At 42.6% G+C, this 896-nt stretch carries 1 protein-coding gene; it reads right to left on the bottom strand.

The window, feature by feature from the left end:
* Positions 1-893 (bottom strand): DMT family transporter (locus tag AB8S09_RS15760; RefSeq protein WP_369869556.1); only part of this gene is annotated, 893 nt, incomplete at its 3' end.
* Positions 894-896: the final 3 nt, after the last annotated feature.

Genomic DNA, 896 nt, shown 5'->3' on the forward strand with positions numbered 1-896 from the left:
CTTTCCCTTTTGCCGGAGCTGATTTTAAAGTAAGAACCGGCAATTATAAATATTATACCTATGACCATATTCGTCTTTATGCTCTCTCCAAGTATTAGTATTGCAAAAATAGTGGCAAGCGCGGGTTTTATCAAAAATACCATGGACGCGGTTATTGCTGATGTCTCCCTTATAGCACCCATATAGCATATATAGCCGATTGCCTTTATGAAAATGCCCATGTACAGCAGTACCAGTATATTCTGCAGTGTTATCCCTGAAAAAATCGGCTTTCCGGATGCTATGAGAATAATTAAAAGTGCCAGCACCCCAAAACTGAAGCCGAAGAAATTGGAAACGTATCCTCCGTATATGGCAATTCTCTTTTTGCTGTATACCGTGTAAAAGGACCAGCTGACTGCAGAGCCAAGTGCAAAAAGCATACCTATGATGTCTCTGGGATTTCCGAGGCCGCTTATTATTTCCGAAGGATTGAGTATTATGACGGCACCGACCAGGGACACCAGCATGGATATGAGGGTACCCCTTGTGATCTTTTCCTTTAACATGAAATATGCAAAGGGTATCGAGAACACTGCATTCAAACAGTACAGAACTGCCGCAGTGGACGCCTTGGTATAGGTAACTGCAAACTGGAGCAGCACCATGGAAACGGTAACTGCCGATATGCCGCAGACTGCAAAATATCTCAGATCGTCGGCTCTTATTTTCAATTTTTTAGCTTTGATATCCTTGGCAGCCAGAGGGCACAGTATTATAGCTCCTATCAAGAAGGCGATGAACATGACCTGAAATGGATCCATGCTGCCCGACTGTGCCAGAATTCTTCCTGCAACTTCGGCCGTGCTGTATAAAATGGCAGTTAAAATAATAAATATATATCCCTTTTTCACTTT

Source organism: Clostridium lapidicellarium, assembly GCF_041224415.1.
In the GTDB taxonomy this organism is placed as follows: Bacteria; Bacillota; Clostridia; order Clostridiales; family Clostridiaceae; genus Clostridium_B; species Clostridium_B lapidicellarium.